Genomic DNA, 19,688 nt, shown 5'->3' on the forward strand with positions numbered 1-19,688 from the left:
CGGGCTTTTTACGTCCGTGCAATCTTTGAGAACACATTCACCAGCAAATTCAAGGATGTTTTCGGGGAAAGTTACCCGATATAATAGAAACACGTCTTAAAAAAAGAGGGACGAAACGATGGCGTATCCAAAAGGGAAATTATCTGAGGAAAAGGTATTTAAAGATCCTGTGCACCGTTATGTTCACGTACGGGACGCATTAATATGGGATTTAATAGGAACAAGAGAATTTCAGCGCCTGCGACGAATTAAACAGCTAGGAACCACTTACTTGACGTTTCATGGTGCAGAACACAGCCGTTTCAATCATTCACTCGGTGTATACGAGATTGTGAGACGGATTGTGGATGATGTATTCAAAGGTCGGCCGGAATGGGATGAGGGAGAACGCGAGCTTGTACTGAGTGCAGCCTTGCTTCATGACCTCGGACATGGTCCATTTTCTCATTCCTTTGAAAAGGTCTTCCACTTAGACCATGAATCGTTTACAAGAGATATTATTTTAGGGCAAACCGAAGTCAATGAAGTGCTTCGCCGGGTTAGTGATGATTTCCCGAAGCATGTGGCAGAAGTGATTGCCAAAACGTATCAAAACAAACAGGTGGTCAGTTTGATCTCAAGTCAAATTGATGCCGACCGTATGGACTATTTGCAGCGTGATGCCTACTATACAGGCGTCAGCTACGGCCATTTTGATATGGAACGTATTTTGCGCGTGATGCGTCCGAGAGAAGATCAGATTGTGATGAAGCAGAGCGGGATGCATGCGGTCGAGGATTATATTATGAGCCGCTATCAAATGTACTGGCAAGTTTATTTCCACCCAGTGACACGCAGTGCGGAAGTCATTTTAACGAAAATTCTCCATCGTGCAAAAGAGCTGCATGAAACGGGCTATATTTTCACACATGCCCCTGTTCATTTTTATTCGATCTTTGAGGGGAATGTCACCACAGAGGACTATATTAAGCTGGATGAATCCATTGTCTTATTTTATTTTCAGGCGTGGGAAGACGAAGAAGATCACGTGCTGGCTGATTTGTGCCGCCGTTTTATGAACCGCCGATTGTTCCAATATACAGAGTTTAATCCGAATGAAGAAATGACGAAATATTTCAAGCTGACCGCCTTGTTCAAGGAGGCAGGCATTGATCCTGACTATTATTTAGTCGTCGACTCTTCCTCTGACTTGCCCTACGACTTCTACAGACCAGGGGAGGAAGAAGAGAGACTGCCGATCCACCTTTTGACGCAAAGTGGTCATATTAAAGAGCTGTCGAGACAGTCAGATATTGTTGACGCCATTTCCGGTAAACGAAGAACCGATCATAAACTTTATTTCCCGATGGACTTAATTGTAGATATGTCGGAAAAAGCTGAAGAAAAGAAGGCGATCATGAAGCTGCTTGGATTGGGATAAGGAAGTACTGAAAAAGGAGATGTCGGGAATTTGTTGAAAGAGCATGCAAAGTTGATGAAGGTATTCTCTGAATCAGGGGAAATCGTTGGACGGAAGAAGCTGCAAAAGATGATTTACATAGCAAAAAAGCTAGATTTGCCTTTTTACGAGAAATACGATTTTCATTTTTATGGCCCCTATTCAGAGGAGTTGACGCTCAGAATTGAAGAGCTGTGCAACCTTGGATTCTTGGACGAAATGAAGGAAAAAAAGGGCGGATACTATCAATATCGCTATTCGCTGACGGACAATGGGAAAGAGTTTCTCGATCAGTGTGAAGTGGACATGCCTGACCTCAAAGTACTGACGCAGCAGATGAACGAGCAGTCGTCTCGTTTCCTAGAGCTCGTCTCCACAATTTTATACTTTGATGACCTGCCAGAAGATGAGGTAAAGGAAAAGGTCTTCACCATTAAAAGCAAGCAGCGCTATACGGACGAAGAATTTGAGGATGCGCTTGCTTATATTGATCAATTGAAGGAATTGAACTAGTTTCGCAAAAGCCCAGCATTTAGGGCTTTTTTTGTTTTGTAAGACCCAGACCAAAAGCGCTATTTTTCGATGAAATGTGTGCTGAAATATCCGAAAAATTAGTGAATATGACGTATTTCGACTTTTTTCTGTGTATCTAATTCCCTGTTTTTGACTGAATAGAAGGAAAATGGTGAATTTTCAGTGAATATATAACCTTGTAAAAATCAAAGGAGGGATAGGAATGAAAAAGCGTTCAGTCTTTTTGTCATTTTTATTGGTAGGTAGTTTGTTACCGGGAGTAAGTTCAGCTTCGGCACCAGTCGCGAGTGCTGGTCATGGGCATGACCATGGTCATGCGCCGTTCGAAACACATATTAGTGAGGGGTTGCCAAAGGCAAACGATTTTAAAGATTTGACGAAAGCACCTCCAATTGAACGAGATGTGAAAACAAAGGTATTAGATGAGTCTGGTAAGCAGGTAGGCTCTAGAACCTTTAAGGCGAATACAGGAGATTCTATTTCAACAAAGGCAAGTACAGGCAGTCAGAAAGTAACGGTCTATGCTGTAGCAGATGCGCAGTATCGTGCGAAATATAGTGACTGGCAGACGCGGATTGTCAGCATTATTGAGCAAGCGGACGTCACCTTTAACCGTGACCATGATGTAGACTTTGTCGTACAAGCAGTAGGATCTTGGACATCTTCTGGATCAAATGCAGAGCAAATCTTGTCAAACCTTCAGCGCAGCTTTGATGGCAGAGGATACGATTTTGTCACAGGATTTACAGCAAATCCAAACTTTGATGCGGGCGGAATCGCATATGTATACAATAGTGCACCGAGCGGAAGTGCATTTGCCGTCAACCTTGATCAAGGAACAGCGAATACAGCAAAAGCGGCTACGCATGAATACGGTCATAACTTTGGCTTACCGCATGACCCTCAAGGCAGCGGCATTGTCTGCTTAATGAATTATGATTATTCCTACACAGTCGATTTCTTTGATGCGGCTCATAAAAATCAAGTGAACCGTAACAAAGCGTGGTACAGATAAAATAAGAGACAAAAGGACAAACACCCTATGTGCTTGTCCTTTTTTTATGCTTACAGGTCGCTGATTCGTTTTCCTGCTACGGCATAGTGTTCTTTTTTCATTTCTTCAATAATGACAGAGACTTTTTCTGCACCTGCGCCTGTTGTTTCAACAACAGCATCAGTGACTTTCTCTACAAGAGCTCTTTTCTGCTCGTCTGTTCTTCCTTCTAGCATTTGAACGGTGACAATCGGCAATGCGAAAACCTCCTTTTTCCTTTTCGTGCTACGCTTCCCTTTAGTTTAAGGGACTTCTTATAGTATACTGAATGAAGTAAATCATTGTATAGAAAGAAAGAGGGATTCATGCCTTTGGACCAATTTCTTGTGTATCCATTAGAACTTATTCCATATGTCGCCATTACGCTTGTTGTTGCATTTACGATGCACGAGCTGGCGCATGCATATGTTGCGTATCGTTTCGGAGACCCGACAGCTAAGAACCAAGGGAGACTCACATTAAATCCACTGAAGCATCTTGATGTATTTGGGACGATTTTGATCTTTGTGGCCGGGTTTGGCTGGGCGAGACCTGTGCCGGTGAATCGTTATCATTTTAAAAACCCGCGCTTAGCAGGAATCTGCGTCTCGATTGCTGGCCCTTTAAGTAACTTGGTGTTGGCGTTTCTAGGCTTTTTCGTGTACGTGCTTCTTCAGAAATTTGGCGGGGAGTCGCTCATGCGCTTTGAGCCGGGAGTCGATAATTTCTTCTTAATCTTTATTAACTTGAACGTCATTTTGTTCCTATTTAACTTATTGCCACTTCCGCCGCTGGATGGGTATCGTATTATTGAGGACGTCGTCAGCCCTGGTATCCGGGCGAAAATGACGCAATTTGAACAATATGGGATCATCATTTTTCTCATATTCGTGATCACGCCGCTAGGACAGTTTGTTTTTGGTCCATTGATCGGAATGCGGGATCAAATCATATACTGGTTTAATCTTATTTTGAAGCCGCTGCTTTAGGAGGTCTAATGAATGGAAGGTAAAAAAAAGAAACCAATTGGTTTTAACATCATTAAAAAAACAGATGCAACCGACGGACACGGAGGCTTTGGAGCGGGCGCGCTCAGCCTTGATAACATTTCGCCAGTGATCATTGACGTAGAGGAAAAGGAAGCGGTCATTGATATTGGTGCAATGCATGCGAGAAGTGCCGTGGAAAAAGGGATTAAATTCTTGAAAAGCAAAGAAGAGGTACCGAACGGAAAGCCGTATTGGCTCGTATGGGTAACCATTGACCGCAGAGAAGAAGGCCCTTATTATGCGGGTGTCACGGCTTGCGAAATGACCGTCGACCGTTCAATCCGCCGCGGGTATAAGTCGCTTCCAGAGCATGTGAATTTAATGGATAAATCAATGAAGCGAAAAATCGTCGTCAGTCATATGGATGATGTCTCGAAAAAGGTGCTGGCTGATTTCTTGAAGAGTCATAATGAAGCACTATGGGAAGCATCCACAGATGAATTAAAAGAAGGATTGTCTGTCTCTGAATAATTGTGAAATTTTTGTGAAGAATGGTGAATTGCTACCAATTCCAGCTGGTTTTTGAGTAAACTGGTGTTAAAGCTAGGACATGGAGAATCCCGAGATGCAGATCTCGGGGTTTTTCATGTCTTTTTTTAACGTTTCAGCCACTTTTCCCACCATTTCTTTGGCCTTTGATCTTGAACCGGATCTTCCTCAAAAGATTTATCCTCCGCACCGTAGCAAACACCTGTCGGCTCCGTTCCTTCTATAAAATAGGTGAATACCTTTGATTCACACCCTGGACCCGCAAGATCGCCGGTTTTTGGATTGATATACACACCTTTTACACCGTCTGGCGGCATGAAGGAGGACGCTGGCTGCTTCGAGAGGGCTGATTCCATAAAGGATGCCCATATCTTTTTTGCATAGGCTGTTTCTTCGACCGAGTCAATGGTACGCCCTTTATCATAGCCCGTCCACACACCTGTGACGAGCTGGGGAGAGAAGCCGATCATCCAGCTGTCCGCTCCTGTCGTTCCTGATTTCCCTCCGTATGTTCGTGTGAGATCCTTCATAATGGTGCGGCCAGTGACACTCGTATAGCCGTTTAACTGATCATTGAACATTCCTGACATCATATCGGTGGTAACAAATGCTGCCTTTTCATCTAGGACTTGCTCTCGTTTTTGTTTCTCTTCAAAAAGCACGTTGCCTTTTGCGTCCGTTACTTTCGTAATAAAGGTTGGTTTGACTCGTTTTCCGCCATTGACAAGCATTGCGTAAGCATTGGTCATTTCAATTGGTTTGACAGGGGACGTGCCTAGGGCAAGTGATGGCACTTGATCTAGTTTTTCGTTGATGCCAAATGTTTTGCCAGCACGTACAAGCTGCTCCATTCCTAAAAATAGATGGGTTTTCACGGCATAAATATTATCAGACAGCGCCAAGGCCTGAAGCATGGTAATGCCATCATTGGCGTAATAGCCATGATAATTGCTTGGTGAATAAGCAGCACCGCTTCCTTGATCATCGAGCTCAAAAACCGTTTCTTCACTGCGCATGACGGTTGCTGGTGTAAACCCATTTTGCAAGGCAATGTAATAGAGAAGAGGTTTCATTGTTGAACCGGGCTGTCTTTTCGCTTGTGTCACTCGGTTGAATGGACTTTTCTCATAATCTCTTCCCCCTATGAGGGCGAGTACATGACCTGTTTGGGGATGGATAGCAGTAAAACCGATTTGGATATCTGATTTCGAATAGATTGTGCTTTTTAACGTCTTCTCTGCAATTTTCTGTAACTCTGGATTTAAAGTCGTTTGGATATGAAGGCCATAGGTTTCGATCTGCTCCTCAGTTAACCCCAAGCTTTGTTTCAACTCACGAATTACATCATCATAAAAATACGGTGCTTGCTTTGCTTGCAGCTGCTTATGCTGCAAAGGGCGATAGGACAGTTTTTCTTTCGCGGCTTCAGCGGCTGCCTTTTTCGTAATCATGCCGTCCTCTTGCATGTGCCTCAAAATCATATTCTTTCTTGCACCGGCTTTCTCTTCATTCACATAAGGGGAGTAGAGAGAAGGGCCCTTTGGGATACCGGCAAGTAAGGCAGATTCAGCGAGGGTCAAATTCTTCGCTTTTTTCCCGAAATACAGCCGGGACGCCGCTTCTACGCCATACGCTCCGTGACCATAATAAATGGTGTTCAAGTATCCTTCTAAAATCTCATCTTTTGTATAGTTTTGCTCTAAGCGGATCGTGTAAAAGGCTTCATTCCACTTCCGCTTCCACGTTTTATCATGATCTAAATACAGGTTTCGTGCATATTGCTGGGTGATCGTGCTGGCTCCTTGTACCTTAGCCATGGCACGAATATCAGCCACTGCAGCACCCGCCATCCGTTTCACATCAAAACCATGATGCTCATAAAAGGTTTTATCCTCTACAGCTACAGCTGCCTGCCTGATATGAGGGGACATGTCCTTTAATGGCACCCAATATCTCTTTTCTCCAAAGTTGGATTCTCCAAGCTTTGAACCATCGGCTGCATAAATGGTCGTGGATTGGGGAACTTGAACAGAAGGGGCACCTTGCCATTTGGCAAGTAAAAGAATCGTCAAAAAGACAGTGCCTGCAAATAGAAAAGCGAGCAAGCCGATAAAAAAACAGGCTCGAATCGTTTTCACGGTCATGCGGATTTTTTTATTACTCATGATTGTGTCCATGCAAAGCCCCCATTTTGACGGTTTTTTATCAGTATGGAACAAAGAAAACCGTTTTAAACAAATGATTGCAAGAGCGTGCATTAAAATTGAAGAGAACTCATGCGGTTCTTTACAATTTGATATGAATCCACTATACTTTTTTCTTGGACAATCGATATAGTCATAGCCGATAAAGGCGCTAACAATAGATGTTTGTTTATTATTGGATGAGAGGAAGATGGACAATGAGCGAACTTTGGTATACAGAGAAGCAAACGAAGAATTTTGGTATTACATTGAAGGTGAACAAAACCCTTCACACAGAACAAACAGATTTTCAGCATTTAGAAATGGTGGAAACAGAAGAGTTTGGCAATATGCTGTTTTTAGACGGTATGGTGATGACATCTGAGAAAGATGAGTTTGTATACCACGAAATGGTGGCACATGTTCCTCTTTTCACTCATCCAAACCCGGAAAATGTTCTTGTCGTAGGCGGAGGAGACGGCGGTGTTATTCGTGAGATCCTGAAGCATCCAAGTGTGAAAAAAGCGACACTTGTTGATATTGATGGCAAAGTCATCGAATACTCGAAGAAATTCCTTCCTTCGATTGCTGGGAAACTAGACGATCCTCGTGTAGATGTTAAAGTCGGAGACGGCTTTATGCACATTGCTGAAGCTGACAATGAGTATGATGTCATCATGGTGGACTCAACTGAACCAGTTGGACCAGCTGTGAACCTGTTCTCTAAAGGATTTTACGCAGGAATTTCAAAAGCACTCAAAGAAGACGGTATTTTCGTGGCACAAACGGACAACCCTTGGTTCACACCTGAGCTAATTACAAATGTACAGCGCGATGTGAAAGAGATTTTCCCAATCACGAAGCTTTACACAGCGAATATTCCAACGTATCCAAGTGGTCTTTGGACATTTACCATCGGTTCAAAAAAATATGATCCACTTGCTGTAGAAGACAGCCGTTTCTTTGATATTGAGACGAAATATTACACAAAAGAATTGCACAAAGCGGCATTCGTTCTGCCGAAATTTGTGAGTGACTTAATCAAATAAATCAAGCGAAGTGGAAATGCGCAAATGACAGTTTGCGCATTTTTTGAAGCGTAAAAGGAGGAATCTTGCATGAGATTCGACGAGGCTTATTCAGGAAAAGTGTTTATTGGAAGTCATCCGACATGGGAAGATGCAAAAGTCATTTTATACGGTATGCCGATGGATTGGACCGTCAGTTATAGACCGGGCTCACGTTTTGGCCCAAACCGTATTCGTGAAGTTTCGATTGGATTAGAGGAATACAGCCCTTATTTAGATCGTGAACTGCACGAGGTACCATTCTTTGATGCCGGTGACATTCCGCTTCCTTTTGGAAATGCACAGAAAAGCTTAGACTTAATTGAAGAGTATGTCGACAGCATTTTAGAAAAAGGGAAGTTTCCATTAGGAATGGGCGGTGAGCATCTTGTGTCTTGGCCGGTTTTCCGTGCGATGCATAAGAAATACCCTGATTTGGCGATTATTCATATGGATGCACATACGGATCTTCGTGAGGAATATGAGGGTGAGCCTCTGTCTCATTCAACACCGATTCGTAAAGTAGCAGGACTTATTGGACCTGAGAATGTGTTCTCTTTCGGGATTCGTTCTGGGATGAAGGAAGAATTTGAATGGGCAAAAGAAGCGGGCATGCACATTTCTAAATTTGAAGTGCTGGAGCCATTGATGCAAGTATTGCCAAAGCTGAAGGGGCGTCCAGTTTATGTGACGATCGACATTGATGTATTAGACCCGGCTCATGCACCTGGTACAGGCACGGTGGATGCTGGCGGTATTACATCGAAAGAGCTGCTAGCATCTATTCATGCCATTGCAGGATCTGAGGTTCAAGTAGTCGGTGCAGATCTTGTAGAGGTAGCACCTGTATATGATCATTCCGACCAAACAGCGAATACAGCGAGCAAGCTTTTACGCGAAATGCTGCTTGGATTTGTGAAATAAAAAAACCTGTCCAATTTCTAATTGGACAGGTTTTTCAAAAGTAATATCTACCAATTTATACAAACGGCTAGGCCGCCAACACCTGTAATTTCGGCAGCAAGTCCTTTAAAAGCTTCGCCGCCAATTTTCAACTTTTCCTCCCATGATGTAGCACCAGCTAATAGTTTTGCAGTCTCTTTTATTCCACCTAATTCTTTTACGTATTTTTTTACTTTTATAATTTTAGCTGCAGCAAACAAGTTAGAACCTATAAACCAAGCTATTGCTGCTGAACACGCAGCGATCTTAGACCAATCTGGATCAGCAATAATTGGGAAAGCAGTTTTGCTATTAAAATCTACAACTTGTATTAGTGTATTTCCATCAGTTTTATAATAAGTAGGGACATCTTGATTATTGGCATCCTTTGCCCAAGCTGGACTAAATATAGAAGTGATCATATTTTCTTTGTTAACTACATAAACTTCTCCTGTGTCGAATTCACTACCCAAATACTCCGCTGCAGTTACCAATTTACTACCCCTAGGCAAATTCATTTTAAATCGATATTCTTTAGGAGCTTTTTGATCATTAATCTGTATTAAACTCTTTAGACCGTCATTTGTCGGTTGAACAGCGTAAATTACATTTTCCTTATCATTATTATTATAAACTACAGTTCCATTTGGAGAAATTACACCTTTTTTGATATTTTCGGAAGGCAAAGATATATTAGTTGAGACATCAAGTTGAATAGGTGAATTAGGATCTTTTGGCACTTCATATCCTTTTGTAGTATTTCCATACTTGTAAGTATTATTACTTTTGATTGATTTCAATATCCCGTTTATTCCTGTAATATTTTCTATATCACTAGCGGGGTTCATTTCTTCCTTTGCATGCGTTATTTTAGGGTTAATAATCGTTCCAATTAGAGCTAACGTGATTAGAATAGGGATTGATGAGTACAATTTTCTTTTCATAAAAACTCCTCTTTCTTAAATTAGTATATTCCATATATAATATTTAACATAAATTCTATTATAAGTAAATGGAGGAATAAAATGTTATCTTCTATATTCATGGTGTTACTCGCTTTATGTGTTTTAGCGGCAGGTTTTATTACACTGAAAAAAGAGTTGGCAACTGATCCACCAGTTTTTGCTTCTAAAAAGGAAGGAAAGGAGGAGTTAGTTGGTTTGTTTCAGGATCGAGGTTTTTTCTATCTTACGGCCATTGCGTTATTTATGCAGGTGGTATTTAAAAAGGGACAAATCGTTCCATTTGATTTTTTTCAAGTGTTTTTGGCGAGTTCGGGAATACAAGCTCTTTTTTATTTAATTAAAAGAAAAGATTTGGGGTTAAAGGCAGTACTTGTTGTGTTAGTCAGTTTTATCTTCCTATTTTTCTAAAGAGCAGTTTATCTGCTCTTTTTTTATGTTAGAAAAAGTTTAATCGCAGTGAAGAAGAGAAATGATGGTATGATAGGCGATCATGAATATGGTATACTATTTTAGTTAAACGGGTCTTAGCAAAGGAAGTGCAAAATGACACAAAACCAAATTTCAATTCATGTCAAGTCAGTGATGAAACCAGAGACGGAGCCGGCTGAAACGATCGAATTCCGCACGACTGGAACGTATCAAGAGAAGAATGACAAAACGTATCTCACTTACCATGAAGAACATGAAATGGGTCAAGTAAAAACCGTTGTGAAAATGAGTGAAAAAGAAATTTTTGTCATGAGATCAGGTGCCATTCAAATGAAGCAGCGCTTTCTCATCGGAGAAACGACCGTCACACATTACACGATGCCCTTCGGTACACTACAGCTTGATGTACACACACATGGCATTGATCTAGATGTGGACAAGGGACTGCTGCACATTACGTACGATATGCTGACAGGGGAAGATCAAAAGCATTTACATACATTATCGATTTCGTATAAGGAGGATTTACGTTCATGAATATCGCAGAACAGGTCAAAGATGCGTTAAAAGAAGAAATCATTGCGGCAGTCGTCAAAGCAGGACTTGCTGATGAAAGCCAGGTACCAGATGTCCTTTTAGAAGTGCCGAAAGACAAAACTCACGGTGATTACTCCACCAACATGGCGATGCAGCTTGCCCGCATTGCGAAAAAAGCACCTCGCCAAATCGCAGAGGACATTGTCAATGCGTTTGATAAAGGGAAAGCTTCTATTGAAAAACTGGATATCGCAGGTCCAGGGTTCATTAACTTTTATATGAACAATCAGTATTTAACAAAGCTCATCCCAGCTGTCCTTGAAGCAAAAGAGGCATATGGTGAAACGAATACAGGCGGCGGCCAAAAGGTGCAAGTCGAATTCGTCTCAGCCAACCCAACAGGTGACCTTCACCTTGGACATGCCCGCGGAGCAGCTGTAGGTGATTCCCTTTGCAACATCCTTGATAAAGCAGGGTTCGATGTGAGCCGTGAATACTATATCAACGATGCAGGGAATCAGATCAATAATCTCGCTTTATCTGTAGAAGTACGTTACTTTGAGGCACTCGGTCTTGAAAAAGAGATGCCTGAAGACGGCTACAGAGGAGAAGACATCAAAGGCATCGGGCAAAAGCTGGCGGATGAATTTGGTGACCGTTTCGTGCATGAGCCAGAAGAAGAGCGGATGAAGTTCTTCCGTGAATACGGATTAAAATACGAATTAGAGAAATTGCGTGTAGACCTTGAGAATTTCCGTGTCCCATTTGATGTATGGTATTCAGAAACCTCTTTATATGAAAACGGAAAAATCGAACCAGCGCTGGAAACCCTTCGCGCTAAAGGCTATGTCTTTGAAGAAGACGGTGCAACGTGGCTGCGTTCAACTGATTTTGGCGATGACAAGGACCGCGTGCTTATTAAAAAGGACGGCAGCTTCACTTACTTGCTTCCAGATATCGCATATCATAAAGACAAATTAGACAGAGGCTTTGATCAGCTCATTAACATTTGGGGAGCGGACCATCACGGCTATATCCCTCGAATGAAAGCGGCGATTCAAGCTCTTGGATATCCCGCTGGCAAGCTTGAAGTAGAAATCATTCAGCTCGTTCACCTATACAAAAACGGTGAAAAGATGAAGATGAGTAAGCGTACAGGAAAAGCCGTCACCATGCGTGACCTGATTGAAGAAGTAGGCTTAGATGCCACTCGTTATTTCTTTGCGATGAGAAGTGCGGCGACACACATGGACTTTGACCTAGACTTAGCCATCTCTACGTCTAACGAAAACCCTGTGTACTACGCACAATATGCACATGCGAGAATTTGCAGCATGCTGCGTCAAGGTGAAGAAAAAGGCTACGAGCCGAACCTTGAAAAAGCAGATTTCTCTCACATTCAATCGGAAAAAGAATACGATCTTCTCAAAATCATTGGCAGCTTCCCAGAAGTTGTAGCAGAAGCAGCTGAAAAGCGCATTCCGCACCGCGTGACGAACTATATTTATGACCTTGCATCAGCCCTTCACAGCTTCTACAATGCCGAGAAGGTTATTGATGTAGAAAACGAAACAAAAACAACAGCACGTCTTTCACTTATGAAAGCTACACAAATTACGCTTGCTAATGCATTAAAACTAATTGGTGTATCGGCACCGGAAAAGATGTAATACAAAAAAGCCCCGCTCTACTATAGGAGTGGGGCTTTTTGATGTGAAAACACCCGCTATCTTCTAAGGACAGCAGGTGTTGAACATTACCCAAGCGTATTAATAATGTTAGAAATAGAATCAAATAATTGGCTAAGTACATCAGAAAACATGTTGTTGCCTCCTCTCTTTTCTTTTTACATCTACTTAACGAAGGGGGAAAAGGGTTGGATCACTTTTTTCTAAAAAAATTTTATAAAAGATCGTGGCATAGAAAAAAGCACCGTTTATTTGGGTGCTTTTTTGGCTCTGTTTTATGATAGAATGCGCAGCTGCACGGCTCCATCTTTACACGCTAGCTTCACGTCTCCGCCAATCGGTAAGGTGAAGACCGGCTGCGTATGTCCGATATCGACATCGTAGATCACTGGGATGTGTTTGAGCATTGGGTGCTTATCTAGAATGAATCTTAAATGTTCCTCTGTCATCTCGGATTTCTTCTGAAAGCGTCCGATGATCAGTCCTTTGATTGATTCTGCATGCTGCAAGAGGGATGTGAGGTCTCTGGCGAACATTTCAGGGAAAACCAACTCATCATCCTCCACAAATAAGATGGCATCCTTGATATGAGGTATAAACGACGTCCCTTGCAGTAAGTTCAGTGTACAAAGGTTACCGCCATACAAGGTGCCTTCAGCTGTTCCTTCCTGATATATTCCCCATTTTGTCGGATGAAATTGCCTGTTCGCTTGATCAAGATACCAAGCATCATCACTCCACTTTGTCGAAGGGATCACATCAAAAGACTCATCGTCATTCATCAAGCAGGCTTGAAACATAGCGGTCTGCTCCTCTTGTCCCTGCTCCATTTGGAAGCTGGAGAAATGAGGGCCAGAGTATGTCACCATATCACATTTGGCAGTAATAGCGCTTGCGAGTGCGGTAATATCACTGTAGCCGCAAAGGACTTTAGGGTGCTGACAAATCAAGTCGTAATCAATATAAGGCAAGAGTTCATTGCAATTGAAGCCTCCAATGGCTGTCAAAATACCGTCGACTTCATCATCTGTGAACGCCTCATGGAGATCAGACAAGCGGTGTTCAATAGATGAAGAGGAATGAAGATCACATTCAAACGCGTGTTGTCCAAAAGAGACGGTGAAGCCTAACATCTCTAAACGCTTTTTTGCTTGAGCGATTCCTTCTTCTGATAAAATGCTGGCACTTCGGCTTGGGGCAATGACACGAAGATGACTACCTTTTTTTAAAGGAGGTGGTGTATGCATAAACAAATCTTCCTTTCCATCACATATTTCTCCATTATATCGGATCAAATGGTCCAAGTCTGTAAAAGCTAGGAGAAAGGCATAGGCCGTGCGTTTCATACAAGCTGTGCAAAGGGTATGGAAGAGAAAAAGACAGAAACGAATGAGGGCGGAGAATGTGAAAAAGAGGAGACTGGAATTTTTATTTTTATATTTTATGATATTCGGGGCATATGTGGTGTATTGGTGGCCGGTGCCAGCGTGGAGCATTCAGCTGTACGCGGCAGTTTATATCGCCATTATTTTATTTAGTATCATCTCACTCATGCTAGAGAACCGTACATCACAGCACACGTTGTTATGGATGTATGTGCTGATCTTTTTCCCGATCATTGGCTATATGTTTTATTTGTTCTCAGGACAGCTCTATGTGAAAGGTCATTTATTCAAATCAAAGAGAATGTACAACCGTGAAAAGTTACGCAGAATATCTGAGCTTGAGAGCAAGCCGGATGAATCGCGTCTAACCGAAAATCAGCGAACTTTTTTTCATTACACAGAAAAAGCAACAGGCATGCATGTGAACACAAATAGTGATATGGACATTTTAAAGAATGGGGAGGAGACTTTTCCCCGTATATTTGAAGAATTAAAAAAGGCAAAATCGTTCATCCATATAGAATACTACATGTTCAAATCAGATTTCCTCGGGCACCGGATGATGGAGATTCTGATAGAAAAAGCGAAAGAAGGGGTAGAGGTTCGCTTCATCTATGATGCGGCTGGCAGCATTCGCTTCTCCCGAAAAGATATTAAACGCTTGAAGCAGGAAGGAGTAAAGGTCGCTCCTTTTCTGCCTTTAAAATATGGTTTTTTTAATCAAAAATTCAATTTCCGAAATCACCGCAAAATCGTGATCATTGATGGGAAGACAGGGTTTGTCGGCGGGTTAAATGTCGGAAAAGAATATGTCGGACGTGATGAAAATATCGGTTTTTGGCGTGATACGCATACCATGTTAAAGGGTGAGGCTGTTCAAACCCTTCACTCTGTTTTTATGCTCGACTGGGAGTATGTATCAGATGAAGTATTAATTGATGATCCGAAGTATCATACGCCGCACTCTGTGACGGGAGAGGATGTCATTCAGGTTGTACCGACTGGACCCGATATGAAAGAAAGTATGAGTGATTTATATGATGCACTCATCTCAAATGCGAAACAATTTGTCTGGATTGCGACACCTTATTTTGTCCCAAATGAATCCCTTCGTACAGCATTAAAAATTGCTGCGACAAGAGGAGTGGATGTCCGGGTGATGGTTCCGGAGATCAATGACGGCTTTCTCACACAATACGCCACACGATCCTATTTTTCTGAGCTCCTAAAAGAGGGCATCAAAGTGTATCACTATCAAAAGGGCTTCATGCATCAAAAAGTGATGATCGCAGATGGAGAACTTGCCTCTGTCGGTACCGCAAATGTGGATATGAGAAGCTTTCAGCTCAATTTTGAGGTCAATGTCTTTACAGCCGCGAAAAAGCCCATTGAGCAGCTGATGGCCCATTATGAAGAAGATATGAAAGAATGTGAGCAAATGGGGCCTGTTCATTTTTATAAAAGAGGCTTAAAAGAGCGATTAAAGGAATCATTTGCTCGGTTGTTTTCTGGTGTGCTATGAGGCTTTCCAGTCGAAGAAATCATTTCCTAATCTAGTATTTTGAAGAGGATTCCTCTATAATTGAAAATGGTTATCAATTATAGAGGAAATGAGGTTCTTTTACATATGCTAAAACGCTTTTTCGCCTATTACAGGCCCTATCGAGGTCTGTTCTTTTTAGATTTCTTTTGCGCTGTTGCCGTTGGATTGATGGAACTGGGATTCCCGCTTATCGTGAACTACTTCATTGATACTTTGTTGCCAACAGGGAACTGGACAGTCATTGTCTGGACGGCACTTGCACTGTTTGTCATTTATGCCCTCAGCTCAGTTATGCAATTTATTGTGTCGTATTGGGGGCATATGCTTGGCATTAATATTGAAACAGATATGAGGAAGAAGCTGTTTGATCACTTCCAGCGCCTATCCTTTAAATTCTTTGACAACAACAAAACAGGTAAGCTCATGTCACGGATGACAAACGACCTCATGTACATTGGAGAAGTGGCGCATCATGGTCCTGAAGATTTGTTTATAGCGATTATGACGATTCTCGGTGCCTTTGCAGTCATGCTGATGATTAACTGGCAGCTGGCCATTTTAACCTTTCTCATCATGCCTGTCATCATTTGGCTCGCCCTTCATTTTAATAAGAAGATGACGAAGGCGATTACACAGCTCAATAATGACATTGGAGACTTTCATGCAAGGGTTGAAAACAATATCGGGGGCATTCGACTTGTTCAAGCCTTTGCCAATGAACATTTCGAGAAAAAGCGTTTTGCTGAAAACAACAACCGTTTTCGGAAAGCGAAGCTTCTTTCTTATAAAATTATGTCGGTCAATGGATCGATCAGTTACATTCTCACACGTCTTGTGACACTGTTTGTCCTTCTCGCAGGTACATGGTTTGTCCTGCAAGGTCAATTAACGGCAGGTGGCTTTATCGCGTTTGTTCTGATCACAAATGTTTTATTTAGACCGATTGATAAAATCAACACGGTCATTGAAATGTATCCAAAAGGCATTGCGGGCTTTAAAAGCTATGTCGATTTACTAGAAACAGAGCCGGATGTGAAGGATACAGAGGGAGCACGTGATGTATACGGACTGAAAGGTGAAATTGAATATCGAAACGTGACATTTGGCTACGATGAACACAGCCATGTGCTAAAGGATATCGATTTAAAGATCAAACAAGGAGAAACGGTTGCGTTTGTCGGGCCTTCAGGAGCGGGGAAATCGACCATTTGCAGTCTGCTGCCTCGTTTTTATGATGTGGATGAAGGGGAGATCACGATTGATGGTGTAAGCACAAAGTCTATGACATTGTCTTCTTTAAGGCAGCAGATCGGTATTGTGCAGCAGGATGTCTTTTTATTCTCGGGCACCATTCGTGAAAACATTGCGTACGGCAACCTAGAAGCCAGTGATGCAGAGATTTGGGAGGCTGTAAGAAGTGCGCATTTAGAGGAACTCGTTCAGCGTTTCCCAGAAGGGTTAAATACCGTGATAGGTGAGCGCGGCGTCAAACTGTCAGGTGGTCAAAAGCAGCGTCTGTCGATTGCGCGGATGTTCCTGAAAAACCCGTCCATTCTCATTCTAGATGAAGCCACATCAGCACTTGATACAGAAACAGAAAAAGCCATACAGGATGCACTGAGCGAACTAGCTGTCGGACGGACAACGCTCGTCATTGCCCACCGCCTTGCGACAATTAAACACGCCGACCGTATCATCGTCGTGACAGAGGAAGGCATTCAAGAACAAGGCCGCCACCAAGACTTAATCCAAATGGGCGGCGTATACAGCAGACTGCACGAAGCGCAGTTTGGTCATTAAGAAGAAAGAGAAAGCCCTTTTGATAAAGGGCTTTCAGCGTGTAGATAAACCCTCGCATTCGTTGTCAGTCCTGCGCTCTGGTGCTCACGAATGTTCAATTCGCTCCGCTCCAGTGCTCGTCCTTCCTAGACTGCAAAGGTTTTCTATCACGCTGAAAAAAGATAAAGGACTAAAATAAAGATCATTATAGCCCTTTGTCAAAAATCTGAAAGCCCTTTTGATAAGGGGCTTTTTTTGTTAGGATAGAAAAAACTCGTGTAGGAAGGATCTGATGGAATGAAGGGGCTTCGGCGATTACAAAAGGGAGATAAGATCGGTATTTTTTCACCTTCAAGTCCTGCATCAGCGACCTCGCCTCTTAGGTATCAGCGGGCGAAGAAGTGGCTTGAGCAAAAAGGATTCATTGTGGTACCAGGATCATTAACAGGGAAAGAGGATCACTACCGTTCAGGTACAATTCAAGAACGAGCCGATGAGCTGAATGAGCTAATGGCTAGAGAGGACTTGGCGTGCGTTATGTCAATGATTGGCGGGACAAATTCAAATAGTTTGCTGCCTTATCTTGATTTTGAGCTGCTGAATCAACATCCGAAAATCATGATCGGTTATTCAGATGCGACAGCGATTCTTTTAGCCGCCTACGAAAAAACGGGACTGCCTGTATTCTACGGACCGGCGCTTGTCCCATCTTTTGGAGAGTTTGAACCGTTCGTCGCTTATACATATCAGTCGTTCGAAGACATCCTGATGCAGCCTCAAACCATTCCTTATCAGGTCAAAAAACCACCTTTTTGGACGGATGAACGAATCAATTGGGAAGAAAAGACGCGTGATAAAAAGCAGCGTCCAAACGATTGGCTGTGCGTCATAGAGGGACAGGCAGAAGGTAGATTGATCGGCGGGAATCTGAATGCCATGTACGGCATATGGGGAAGTGAGTTCATGCCAGCCATTCAAAACGGAGACGTCCTCCTTATTGAAGATTGCATGAAAACCGCTTCGGTTGTAGAAAAAAACTTCTCTTTATTGAAAGTAAATGGAGTGTTTGAGCGGGTATCAGGTATTCTTTTGGGAAAACATGAGCTGTTTGATGATGAGGGAACGGGAAAAGAACCTTACGAGATTTTACTTGAGGTGCTTGGAGAGACAAAGAGACCACTCATCGCAGATTTTGACTGTGCCCATACACACCCGATGCTTACGATGCCAATCGGGGCACAAGTGAAAATGGATGCAGCTTCAAAACAAGTTTGGTTGACAAAAGAGTGGATATAACAAAAGAGCGGCCTGAGGGCTGCTCTTTTTTATGAAACCTGCTCTTTTTCAAATGGCTGCAAGAGATCTTGCGCTTTTTTTCCCTCTACGACAATTAAGTAATCAGACTCTAAATGAGTGAGCCTGAAGGTTTCAAGCTCTACGATGTTCTTGATGTTGCACATTGTTTTTTTAGAATACACATATAGACGATGTTGAGCCTGGTGGCATTTTTGATAAAGAGAAATAAGCTTATGTAAATTCAATGCTTTCGCAGCGATTTGGATTGAATAGATTTGAGACATCTTCATATCCTCCTGTTAATTACTTTCTCACAATAGCTTTGTTACCCCTGTTTGCACAGGGATAAACCTTTCTCTATGATTTCCACTCAAAGGTTCCTCCGCCCGTTCGCTTATTGCCTCTTATCGCAGACAGCTCTTCGACAAGTCGGAGCAGTGCCTGATCCTTTAACTTCGCCTCAATCATAAAATCTACATCACGCCCATACGGTTTTAATGCATGAAAAAGCGGTAAGACAAAGGACATATCTACACCATCTGCATGACTGCGTATGGCTTTTTCTGATTTAGGTGAGGATAAATGGATTTTAGGCGGAATGCCAGTGCTCGTCCAAGTGTCGAACATTCTTGGCAGAATGTCTTCAAGCGCGGCATCGTCATCTTTATTGGCCACGTGATGATGGTAATCAAAAACAAATGGAATACCTTGCTTTTCACATACACCAAGGGTTTCTAACGACGTATAGGTTTTGTCATCATTCTCAAGCGTCATTCTCGCCTTGATATGCGCCGGAAGCTTTTGGATATTGTCATCAAAACGTTGAAGCGCCGATTCTTTATCACCGTACGCACCGCCCACATGAATGTTCATATAGCCTTCCTTTTCGAGCTTCATCGCTTCAAGCATTTGATAATGGTACGTCATATCGATCACGGCATTTTCTGTGATTGAAGGCTTTGGGCTAGTAAACAAGGTAAATTGATTAGGGTGAAAGCTCACACGTAATCCGTGCCGTTTCACCAACTCGCCAATTTCATGAAACTCCTTTTGAAAAGGTGTCACAAAGTCCCAGCGCACATCGGGATGGGTCGCGAGCGGGACGATCGAACTTGAAAAACGGTAAAGCGGGATATCATGGGCAATGGCGAAATAGAGCGTTCTTAATGTATTCACGAGATTGGCTTTCGTTGTTCGCAATAAAGCCTCTTCTCTCTCTTCCTTTGAGAGCTTACTGTATCTTGCAAAGGTCAGCGACTTGGCAGGAGAAGCTTCCCACAAGGTGACGGCATTGGATACATAACCAAATCGATAACGCATAGGTCATCTCC

The 19,688-nt window shown here is 42.6% G+C and carries 19 protein-coding genes; 13 read left to right on the top strand and 6 right to left on the bottom strand.

The features are described from left to right. The first annotated feature begins 118 nt into the window (after positions 1–118). The 3 genes from C6347_RS01690 to C6347_RS01700 all read left to right on the top strand — a co-directional run bounded on the left by C6347_RS01690 (position 119) and on the right by C6347_RS01700 (position 2,987). Positions 119–1,420, top strand: coding sequence for an HD domain-containing protein (locus C6347_RS01690; RefSeq protein ID WP_007497716.1), 1,302 nt, complete (start codon positions 119–121; stop codon positions 1,418–1,420). Positions 1,421–1,450: 30 nt separating this feature from the next. Further along, complete coding sequence (locus C6347_RS01695; RefSeq protein WP_012011603.1) at positions 1,451–1,951, top strand: YwgA family protein; 501 nt, start codon at positions 1,451–1,453, stop codon at positions 1,949–1,951. Between the two features lie 223 nt (positions 1,952–2,174). Beyond that, positions 2,175–2,987, top strand: coding sequence for a zinc-dependent metalloprotease (locus C6347_RS01700; RefSeq protein WP_060597512.1), 813 nt, complete (start codon positions 2,175–2,177; stop codon positions 2,985–2,987). Between the two features lie 50 nt (positions 2,988–3,037). On the opposite strand, the gene C6347_RS01705 is transcribed toward C6347_RS01700, so the two are convergent. Further along, positions 3,038–3,223 carry a 2-hydroxymuconate tautomerase gene (locus C6347_RS01705; protein ID WP_012011601.1) on the bottom strand — a complete coding sequence of 62 codons (186 nt, stop codon included), beginning with the start codon at positions 3,221–3,223 and terminating at the stop codon, positions 3,038–3,040. 114 nt (positions 3,224–3,337) lie between these two features. On the opposite strand from C6347_RS01705, the gene C6347_RS01710 reads away from it, so the two are divergent. Further along, positions 3,338–3,994 carry a site-2 protease family protein gene (locus C6347_RS01710; protein WP_223250429.1) on the top strand — a complete coding sequence of 219 codons (657 nt, stop codon included), beginning with the start codon at positions 3,338–3,340 and terminating at the stop codon, positions 3,992–3,994. 12 nt (positions 3,995–4,006) lie between these two features. Beyond that, a complete protein-coding gene (locus C6347_RS01715) occupies positions 4,007–4,525 on the top strand; it encodes a YwhD family protein (protein WP_060597510.1) in 519 nt (172 codons plus the stop codon). Positions 4,526–4,650: 125 nt separating this feature from the next. Here C6347_RS01715 and C6347_RS01720 read toward each other — a convergent pair whose 3' ends face one another. After that, complete coding sequence (locus C6347_RS01720) at positions 4,651–6,720, bottom strand: transglycosylase domain-containing protein (protein ID WP_106071335.1); 2,070 nt, start codon at positions 6,718–6,720, stop codon at positions 4,651–4,653. A 224-nt stretch (positions 6,721–6,944) separates the two neighbouring features. Between C6347_RS01720 and speE the strand changes: the two genes are divergently transcribed. Both speE and speB read left to right on the top strand, forming a co-directional pair. Beyond that, entirely contained in the window at positions 6,945–7,775 is an 831-nt protein-coding gene (gene speE / locus C6347_RS01725) for a spermidine synthase (protein WP_012011597.1), read from the top strand. Positions 7,776–7,844: 69 nt separating this feature from the next. After that, positions 7,845–8,717 carry an agmatinase gene (gene speB, locus C6347_RS01730; RefSeq protein ID WP_106071336.1) on the top strand — a complete coding sequence of 291 codons (873 nt, stop codon included), beginning with the start codon at positions 7,845–7,847 and terminating at the stop codon, positions 8,715–8,717. A gap of 47 nt (positions 8,718–8,764) precedes the next feature. On the opposite strand, the gene C6347_RS01735 is transcribed toward speB, so the two are convergent. Then, positions 8,765–9,679 (bottom strand): hypothetical protein, encoded by a 915-nt coding sequence (locus C6347_RS01735; RefSeq protein ID WP_060597507.1) that lies wholly within the window; start codon positions 9,677–9,679, stop codon positions 8,765–8,767. Between the two features lie 81 nt (positions 9,680–9,760). Here C6347_RS01735 and C6347_RS01740 point away from each other — a divergent pair, with 81 nt between their 5' ends. The 3 genes from C6347_RS01740 (at position 9,761) to argS (ending at position 12,336) form a co-directional block, all read left to right on the top strand. Continuing rightward, positions 9,761–10,108, top strand: coding sequence for a hypothetical protein (locus tag C6347_RS01740; protein ID WP_060597506.1), 348 nt, complete (start codon positions 9,761–9,763; stop codon positions 10,106–10,108). Positions 10,109–10,243: 135 nt separating this feature from the next. Continuing rightward, entirely contained in the window at positions 10,244–10,666 is a 423-nt protein-coding gene (locus tag C6347_RS01745; RefSeq protein WP_003215400.1) for a YwiB family protein, read from the top strand. Then, a complete protein-coding gene (gene argS / locus C6347_RS01750; protein WP_060597505.1) occupies positions 10,663–12,336 on the top strand; it encodes an arginine--tRNA ligase in 1,674 nt (557 codons plus the stop codon). The genes C6347_RS01745 and argS overlap by 4 nt, the downstream gene beginning before the upstream one ends. Positions 12,337–12,629: 293 nt before the next feature. On the opposite strand, the gene C6347_RS01755 is transcribed toward argS, so the two are convergent. Beyond that, entirely contained in the window at positions 12,630–13,601 is a 972-nt protein-coding gene (locus C6347_RS01755) for a S66 family peptidase (RefSeq protein ID WP_106071337.1), read from the bottom strand. A gap of 157 nt (positions 13,602–13,758) precedes the next feature. On the opposite strand from C6347_RS01755, the gene cls reads away from it, so the two are divergent. The 3 genes from cls to C6347_RS01770 all read left to right on the top strand — a co-directional run bounded on the left by cls (position 13,759) and on the right by C6347_RS01770 (position 18,357). Next, on the top strand, positions 13,759–15,261 hold the full coding sequence (cls, locus tag C6347_RS01760; protein ID WP_223249923.1) for a cardiolipin synthase: 1,503 nt from the start codon (positions 13,759–13,761) through the stop codon (positions 15,259–15,261). Between the two features lie 105 nt (positions 15,262–15,366). Beyond that, entirely contained in the window at positions 15,367–17,082 is a 1,716-nt protein-coding gene (locus tag C6347_RS01765; RefSeq protein WP_034660728.1) for an ABC transporter ATP-binding protein, read from the top strand. A gap of 276 nt (positions 17,083–17,358) precedes the next feature. Beyond that, positions 17,359–18,357, top strand: a complete 999-nt coding sequence (locus C6347_RS01770; RefSeq protein ID WP_066031605.1) for a S66 family peptidase — start codon at positions 17,359–17,361, stop codon at positions 18,355–18,357. Positions 18,358–18,386: 29 nt separating this feature from the next. Here C6347_RS01770 and C6347_RS01775 read toward each other — a convergent pair whose 3' ends face one another. Both C6347_RS01775 and uvsE read right to left on the bottom strand, forming a co-directional pair. Further along, positions 18,387–18,641 carry a general stress protein gene (locus C6347_RS01775; protein ID WP_095285673.1) on the bottom strand — a complete coding sequence of 85 codons (255 nt, stop codon included), beginning with the start codon at positions 18,639–18,641 and terminating at the stop codon, positions 18,387–18,389. A gap of 73 nt (positions 18,642–18,714) precedes the next feature. Further along, entirely contained in the window at positions 18,715–19,677 is a 963-nt protein-coding gene (gene uvsE / locus C6347_RS01780; protein WP_106036437.1) for a UV DNA damage repair endonuclease UvsE, read from the bottom strand. Positions 19,678–19,688 lie beyond the last annotated feature (11 nt).

Origin of the sequence: Bacillus sp. NMTD17 (genome assembly GCF_002998735.1) — a bacterium.
Lineage (GTDB): Bacteria > Bacillota > Bacilli > Bacillales > Bacillaceae > Bacillus.